Source organism: Endozoicomonas sp. SESOKO3, from assembly GCF_024606255.1.
Genome location: NZ_JAHHPR010000036.1, coordinates 1 through 7892 on the forward strand (window position 1 = coordinate 1; position 7892 = coordinate 7892).

Sequence of the window (7892 nt, forward strand, 5' to 3'; positions counted from 1 at the left end):
CGGATTAGTTAAGATATTGTAAACATCACGGTCAACTGATTTTACTCTCAATCGGGTGTTTAAAATCCATTCATTTTGGATTTGTTGCAATCGGCCCGGAAACTGTTGACCACCAAGAATCGAAGTCAGTGCAAAATAAGTATATTCAGTGATCATACAACTGTAGTCACAGCTTTCATCTTCATAAGTGAACCAGGCGTTTGCAGGGTAACTGTCCGGGATGTTATCAAACCGACCACCACGAGCTTTGTCCATAGCATCGGCAATCAATGAGTCATGTCGCTCACCCAGCGCTGCAGGATAAACTTTGCTGTAGCCAAGACGGGTGATCAAATGTAGAACCTCTTCGAGAGCGCCATCAAATACGCCTCTGGCTGCGCCATTTGGGTGAGTTTCGCTTGCTTTCAGGTCTTGCAGATTGGTCAGCTTCTTATTATTTCCGACTTTATTCCGCACGGGCTGTAGCTCGGAATCGTCAGCTATCATGGTCAGAGTGGCTTTTTGTGCAACTAAGCTATCAAGCACTGGCTGATTATCGACAACACCATCATCATTGTTATCGAGATATTCAGCCATGATTCTCGCAGCATGAAGCAGTTTCTCATCGGGCACTTTTTCCGTGCCCAGAACTTTAATACCAAACACCGTCGTGTATTTTGGAAATACTATATCCAGGATTTGTTGGTTTTCAGTGGTCGGAGTCAGGGTAAGTGTTGTCGTCTGCGTCGTGTTGTCTGAGTAATTACCGCTGCTGTAGGCGTATGAGTTCAAGCTAATGGCGATAGCTATCGCTGTTTTAACTAGGGTTAGATTGGGCTTCATAATCCCTCCAAACGAACGACAGGTTTACAACTCCAGCTCCCGGCTGATGTCATAAGCTTCCTGCTGAATGACTTCCTGCTGTTCAGCAGGCAGTCCGGTGATCTCCACAATATCCTCACCCTGTTCACTGATTTTTATTTCGGGCTCTCCGGCAGGTAGCCAGTTGAGCTGGTCACGGAACATGTGAATACCTTCCGAACCCGGCAGGCTTGCCAGCATCAGGGCATTACTGGCGGCACTGTCGGATTGTGAGGGGTGTTCTGTATCGGGGAAATCAGCGATGCCATCACTGACACAGATTCCCAACCCAATCTCCAGCGCAGCAATGTTCTGCTCGCCAACGACTCTGTTAAGGCTTTGAATCAACAGGGCACAACTCAAGGCGTCCACAGCAAAGGAGGCACTTTCAAGACTGGAGAAACGAATATACCCGGTGCCATCAGGTGTGTAACTTAACTCTCCCTGATACTGTTGAGCGGCGTGTTTCAGAGCTTCGTTTTGCGTCTCAATAATGTGCATCAGATCATGGGGAGCCAGCAGTTGCCGTAATCGGGGCATGTTTTTGTTACGAACACTGACAATGGCTGAGACTTCCTCTTTTTCCTCTTCCACGGGTTCCGGTTCAACAGAATCCATCAGTTTTTCAGTGAGCTGCTTTTCCACAAAGCCAGAGAGTCGCAGTATTTCGTTTCTGCAGGAGACGGGATTGGTAGGGGATTGCAGAATAGAATGCAACTGTCTTTCAATCAGGTTGAGCCGGAAAGTGATGCCGGAGGCGAAAAAGTAGAGCAACAGCAAGCCACTGACCAGAAGAATGATACTGACAGTAATGATCAGTGTCAGCGCATCACCGGGGTGTTGGGTCAGTAACCCTTTATCCAGTTGCAGACGGACATAACCTGCGATCACGTCCTGATAATGTATGGGTGACGAATAGGTTTCACCTTTCTCGCCGACCTGGTCACTTTCTGAAGAGGCTATTTCACGATTATCAATGCTGTAAATGGCGGCCTTGGCGACATAGGGATTCTGCACCAGCTGCCCCAGCAGTACGTTGAGACTGAGACGGTCTCCTGTGACCAGCATATCAGTGGCGGCACTGGCTGTCTGGGCACTCAGCAGGTTTCCGATCGAGTCAGCCTGATGACGGCTGGTGGACTCCAGTTCGCTGCTGACCAGAAAGACGGTAGACAGCGTCAGGGCTGTGAACAGCAGACCAAACATCAGTAACAGTTGCTGGCGAAGAGACAGGGCTGCTGATTGTCTGGCAAACAGGGTGATGATTTTTTTCGGCAATGACAAGGCCGAACCTCCTGGGGTGTTATGTCGGGGGATTTTTGCAAAGACGACGGTGTGGTTAAATCTGACCGCCCACGCCTTTAAATTTTTCCACGAAATCAGCCATTTTCTGGAATACTGACTGTTTTTTGGCTTTGTATTGCGGGTTCAGTGGGCTCATTTTGGGAAGAGTGGCATTCAGGTCAGTACCGTTCTCGCTGGCGTATTCCCGTTTCAATGAACTACTGATGTAGCGTCTGGCTGCATCGTCGTTTAACTCTTCAGAGCGGATAAGCTCTTTGGCCTCGCGTTTTTGTTCAGCCTGCGCGAACCTGAAGAAGGCATCAATGATGCTGGCTTTGTCTCCGATGTTATCCAGGTCGGTCTGGTTGATAAAATCAACAATCAGACTCTCCTTGGCACGGTTCCCGAGACTGGCACGAATAAGACGACGGACTTCTTCAATCAAGTCGGCTTTGTTTTTATTCTTTTTGTTGTGCTCAAAAATCAGTTCCAGGATGTAGTCAAGGTTGATTTCCTGAGATTTCAGAAGGTCCACTTCAAAGATAACATCGTCCCAGTCGATGCTGGATTCTTCTTTTTGGTTGGCGGCTTTCTCACGACGTAGCCAGTCACGGGTATCGTTGTAAGTTGAGCGATAATCCTGGATTAACCGCTCAAAAGGCACCTCGATAGCCTGCATGGCTGCCAGGTCATCGTCGTTCAGATAGTATTTGGCTTTAAACGCCTCGACGGTCTCAGGATTATCCATATCCACAGTTTGTAAGGCTTTCAAACCTGCAAACTCGTCGTAGTTTTGCAGCACATTCTCAACGCGCAGGTATTCACCAAAGAGTTTTGCGAAGTCTTTTTTATCCTGCTCTTTGATAATTTCATCAGGCTTTGGAAAGCGTCTTTGCAGTTCTGCGACAACCTCCAGATAGCCACGGCGAGCTTCGCCTGTGGTGAGATCGGTAAAGCCTTCCATGTACTCTTTGTAGCTCTTCTCCAACACGACGTTTTTGGTGTTCTTATCACCAAACAGCGTGATAGCGTCGATCGTTGGCTGCTCAAGATCACGGAAGGTGACGATATTACCAAAGGTCTTGGTGGCATCATAAATCCGGTTGGTACGGGAATAGGCTTGCATCAAACCGTGATAACGCAGGTTTTTGTCAACAAACAAGGTGTTTAACCTGGGGGCATCAAAACCCGTCAGGAACATACCGACAACGATCAGCAGGTCGACTTCCTGTTTTTTTACCCGTTGGGCAAGATCACGGTAATAGTTTTGAAAGCCTCTGCTATCGACACCAAAATTGGTTTTAAAGTGGGTGTTATAGTCAGCAATAGCGGCGCTCAGAAACTCTTTGGCACTGCTGTCCATGGCGGAGACTTCGAAGCTTTCATCAACAATATCCCCGACGGCATCCTGTTCTTCATTGGCTGCAAAAGAGAAGATAGTGGCCACTTTAAGGTGCTTTTTGCCCGGTTGTTCCTGATGGTCTTTATTCTGTAGGGTTCTGAAGCTTTCGTAGTAAGCTTTGGCCGCATCCACACTGCTGACGGCAAACATGGCATTGAAGCCTGCACCACCGGCTTGCAGTCGGTGAGTCTTTTGCCTGAAGTTATTCAGTATGTACCGGGAGATTTCAGTAATACGTTCCGGATGCAAAAAGGCCTGCTTGTTTTCAGCGGCGGTGAGCTTCTGCTCATCCGTTTCTTTTTCAAGGTTTCTGAACTGTGGTCGTACATCGTTGTAGTCCACTTTAAACTTCAGCACCTTTTCGTCGCGTATCGCATCGGTGATGACATAAGAGTGTAATTCCCGGCCAAACACGCTCGCTGTCGTGTCTGCGCCCAGCGCATTTTGCGGGAAGATCGGCGTGCCGGTAAAACCAAATTGATAGTATTTTTTAAACTTCTTCTTCAGGTTCCTTTGCGCTTCACCAAACTGACTGCGATGGGCTTCGTCAAAAATAAACACGACCTGTTGTTGATAGACAGGCAGTTGGCTCTCGCTTTTGATCAGGTTGTTCAGCTTCTGAATGGTAGTCACAATAATTTTGTTGTCGTCTTTAGCGAGGTTGCGTTTTAAACCTGCTGTGCTGTCCGAGCCGTTTACGCTGTCGGGTGAGAAGCGCTGGTACTCTTTCATGGTCTGGTAATCGAGGTCTTTACGGTCCACCACAAAAAAGACCTTATCAATAAAATCCTGCCCAGTGGCCAGACGCGCGGCTTTAAAGCTGGTTAAGGTCTTGCCAGAACCGGTGGTGTGCCAGATATAGCCACCACTCTCGGTGTTACTCCAGTTTTTGCCCTGATAGGAACTTCTGATTTTCCACAAAATGCGCTCGGTGGCGGCAATCTGGTAGGGGCGCATGACCAGCAAGGTATTGCTGACATCGAAAACACAATAGTGCAGCAGTACCCTGAGCAATGTGTTTTTCTGAAAGAAGGTGGCGGTAAAATCCTTCAGGTCTTTAATCAGGGTGTTATCGGATTTCGCCCAGTTCATGGTGAAATCGAAGCTGTTTTTATTGCGCTGGGTAGTATTGGCGAAGTAACGGGTGTCGGTACCGTTGGAAATCACAAACAGCTGCAGGTACTTATAGAGCGAGTTCTCGGCATTAAAGCTCTCCTTGCTGTAGCGATGCACCTGGTTAAAGGCTTCCCGAATGGCAATGCCGCGCTTTTTCAGCTCAATCTGAACCAGCGGTAAGCCATTCACCAGAAGGGTGACATCATAGCGGTTGGCCTGGGTGCCGGTTTGTTGAAACTGTTTGATCACCTGCACTTTGTTGCGGGCGACATTCTGTTTATCCAGCAGGTAGATGTTTTTGATATGGCCATCGTCAAACACAAAATCAAAAATGTGGTCGTCATGAACCTTGCGGGTTTTATCAATGATGGTGTCGCTGGGATTGTCCAGATACTGTTCGACAAACCGGAGCCACTCGCCATCCTGAAACCTGACGTTATTCAGTGTCTGCAACTGCTCACGGACGTTCACCAGCATTTTTTCGGGCGTGTTCAAGCCTGCTACATAAACGTAAGTCATTTGTCAAAATCAGAACGATTAAAGCGCCAAAGCAGTCACTGGATCAAATAAGGGCACTACCGAAAATGGAACTACCGGATCACGATGAACTCTGATTCACTGTTGCCGTCTGGCGGTTTTGCAACAGACAACAATCAATTACCTCTCCGTAGTTCAGTGATTCTCACCGTTTTGTCACTACTGGCGGTCACTATACGGCTACCATCGGCGTTAAAGGTGGCGGTAAGGACAGAGTCTTTATGGACAATCTTGCCTTTTTCTGACCATGTCCCATCGTCCTCCTGGCCAATAATTTTCGCTGTTCCGTCATTACTGGCAGTCACCAAAAGGCTACCATCGGGGCTGAAGGTAGCTGATCTGGCCGCACCCTTATGGTAAAAGATGGCTACTTGCTCCCATTTACCATAGGCTTGTCGGCCGAAGATTGTCACGCTTCCGTCTTCGCAGGCAGTCACGAAATAGCGACCATTGGGACTGAAACTGGCCGAATTGACCTGATCTTTGTGGTGAAAGGCAATCAGTAGTTCCCATGATCCATCGGCCTGCTTCATGCTGACTTTCGCTATGCGATCCTGACCGGCAGTCACCACATGACAGCAATCGGGGCCGAAGCTGGCAGACATGACAGCAAAACTATGGGAAATACTATCTTCTTCTTGCCATTCTACATCGGTCTTTCGTTTGTGGATTTTTGCCGTCATATCCCGGCTGGCGGTCACCACACGGCAGCTATCGGCACTGAAGATGGCTGTTTGGACTATACCATTATGATGAATCAAGTGGACAGGTTCCCATGATCCATCGGCCTTAAGGCTATGAAGTTGCGCTGTATTATCCAGGCTGGCGGTTATCACATGGCAGCTATTGGGGCTAAAAATGGCTGATAGGACCACGTTAATATGGGTAAGTGTTGCTTTGTGTTGCCATACGCCATCGTCCCCCAAGCTATATATCATCGCCGTGTTATCCCAACTGGCGGTCACCAGGTGTTTACCATTGGGGCTGAAGATGACTGATCTGACAATGTTGTCATGGGTAATGGTGGTATTCACCCGTGATCCATCAGTGCTGTAGTCATAGATTTTTACTGTTCCGTCATTGCATGCGGTAGCCAGATAGCGGCCATCGACACTGAGGTGGGCTGATTCAACTTCATGCTCCTCGCAAATGATGGTGTCCTCTAAAGTAAATGTTTTACATCCAGACATCAGGTTAATCTTGGTGAAATACAACAGAGCCGTTAAATAATTCCCCCCCTGTCGGCGATCTGACAGTGACTTGGCTAACGTCTCATCATTCGTAAACGACTTTAACCAATCGTAGACTTGCTTATTCGTTTTTGTAGCCATGGCCATCTTCAGTTGATCCTGGTGTGATGCAGGAAACTGGCGAAACCATGCTTTTGCCAAGGCTCTATTCTCTTTGACAACATCGCGAAGGTGGGTACATACCTTTTGTACACTGCGAATCTCTTTAAGTTTCAAAGAATGGAAAATTTGGCTAAAAGTCACTGAAGGTAAATTCAGCAATGTAGTATTTTCCTTTTGTTCCCCGTCGGGTACAGTGATGAGCCTACCCGCACTGGTACCCGTGGGTGTTTCCAATCGAGCTCGCTTAGGTGGTGGTGGTGATTGTGAGCCTTCCATGGCGTTAGTTTTAATATCATGCATATCTGATTTCTCTCCAGCGACTATTCCCTTGTATCAGCGAGGACATTCAACTTTCATGACGTTAATTTGAGTCGGTTTCAGAATGAAAGTTCATGACACTTTGTTAAGTGCCACTAACAAAAAACAGTATGTTCTCAAAAAGTCCCAGAACACCCGAAGCCGCTTTGCCTGCCGAGTGCCTCAAAGACTTAGCATATAGTCGTTGGCGGGTGGAATGTTTTTCAGACTGCCATGGCTTTCAAGGAATTTGGCAAAACGATCGTAGCGCCCTGTGTCCCTGGCAGCAGGCCTGAGAGAAAACCGTGACACTGTATCAAACCATGCACGTTGATTAAGCTCGTTGTCATAACCCTGATTTTGCAAATCCTCGATCAGTTCGTGCTCAAGATCGGCTTCGCTCTGGTAGCTGTCCTTGACCTGCCAGTCCTGGGTGTATTGATCGAGTACGATGAAGTTTTTTGATTCGGCGATGGTTTTGTAGTCGGTCATTGATCACCACCTTTCTTTGTCAGCAGTTTTTTAATTTGACGGTCAAAATCTGATTCTATCCGCTGTTTTTTGTTGAATTTCTCATATTCGGCAAAGGCTTTTTGCTCTGCCTGCTGGCGGCTGATGGTGCCATGGCCTTCCAGAACCTGATACTCATTAAAGGCCAGAAACTTATTCACACTGTCTGCAAATCCTGCCATGGTGAAGGTGTTGCGTCGTTCGATAATCCCTTCGATATAATCAAAAAAAGCGGATACGGTACGCTCCAGCTGTTTGATCTCACTTTCGGCTAAATAGTTCTTTGCCACCTTGGAATCTGATTTCAGTACACGACCATCAGGGGCGTTTTTGTAGGTATTCATGCCCATCAGAGGCTGGTCGGCATCGGCTTTCAGAGCGATGATTTCTGCTGCCGTGTGACCGGTAATGGCAAAATGAAATTTGTCCTGCACATGGGCATAAAACAAACGAGTGGTGTCTGATTTGGGATTATAGTCGACACTGCACTCAGCAAAAATATCGGTAATCTGCTGGTAAATACGCCGCTCGCTGGCACGGATGGAACGCACCCG

6 protein-coding genes are annotated in these 7892 nt (G+C 47.7%); all 6 read right to left on the reverse strand.

Going from position 1 to position 7892, the window contains the following annotated elements:
• Positions 1-822 (reverse strand): hypothetical protein (locus KDK18_RS00540; RefSeq protein ID WP_257252431.1); only part of this gene is annotated, 822 nt, incomplete at its 3' end.
• Positions 823-846: 24 nt separating this feature from the next.
• Positions 847-2124: an AhpA/YtjB family protein gene (locus KDK18_RS00545; protein ID WP_257252432.1), complete on the reverse strand. Its 1278-nt coding sequence runs from the start codon at positions 2122-2124 to the stop codon at positions 847-849.
• Positions 2125-2179: 55 nt separating this feature from the next.
• Complete coding sequence (locus KDK18_RS00550) at positions 2180-5161, reverse strand: HsdR family type I site-specific deoxyribonuclease (RefSeq protein ID WP_257252433.1); 2982 nt, start codon at positions 5159-5161, stop codon at positions 2180-2182.
• Positions 5162-5295: 134 nt separating this feature from the next.
• Positions 5296-6831, reverse strand: coding sequence for an F-box protein (locus KDK18_RS00555; protein WP_257252434.1), 1536 nt, complete (start codon positions 6829-6831; stop codon positions 5296-5298).
• 180 nt (positions 6832-7011) lie between these two features.
• Entirely contained in the window at positions 7012-7320 is a 309-nt protein-coding gene (locus KDK18_RS00560; RefSeq protein ID WP_257252435.1) for a hypothetical protein, read from the reverse strand.
• A partial coding sequence (locus tag KDK18_RS00565) for a virulence RhuM family protein (RefSeq protein WP_257252436.1) occupies positions 7317-7892 on the reverse strand: 576 nt, incomplete at its 5' end. The genes KDK18_RS00560 and KDK18_RS00565, both read right to left, overlap by 4 nt.

Bases quoted from the DNA above. Each gene is read 5' to 3' on its own strand.
- KDK18_RS00555 (WP_257252434.1), bottom strand. From the start codon at position 6,831: ATGCATGATATTAAAACTAACGCCATGGAAGGCTCACAATCACCACCA.
- KDK18_RS00560 (WP_257252435.1), bottom strand. From the start codon at position 7,320: ATGACCGACTACAAAACCATCGCCGAATCAAAAAACTTCATCGTACTC.
- KDK18_RS00550 (WP_257252433.1), bottom strand. From the start codon at position 5,161: ATGACTTACGTTTATGTAGCAGGCTTGAACACGCCCGAAAAAATGCTG.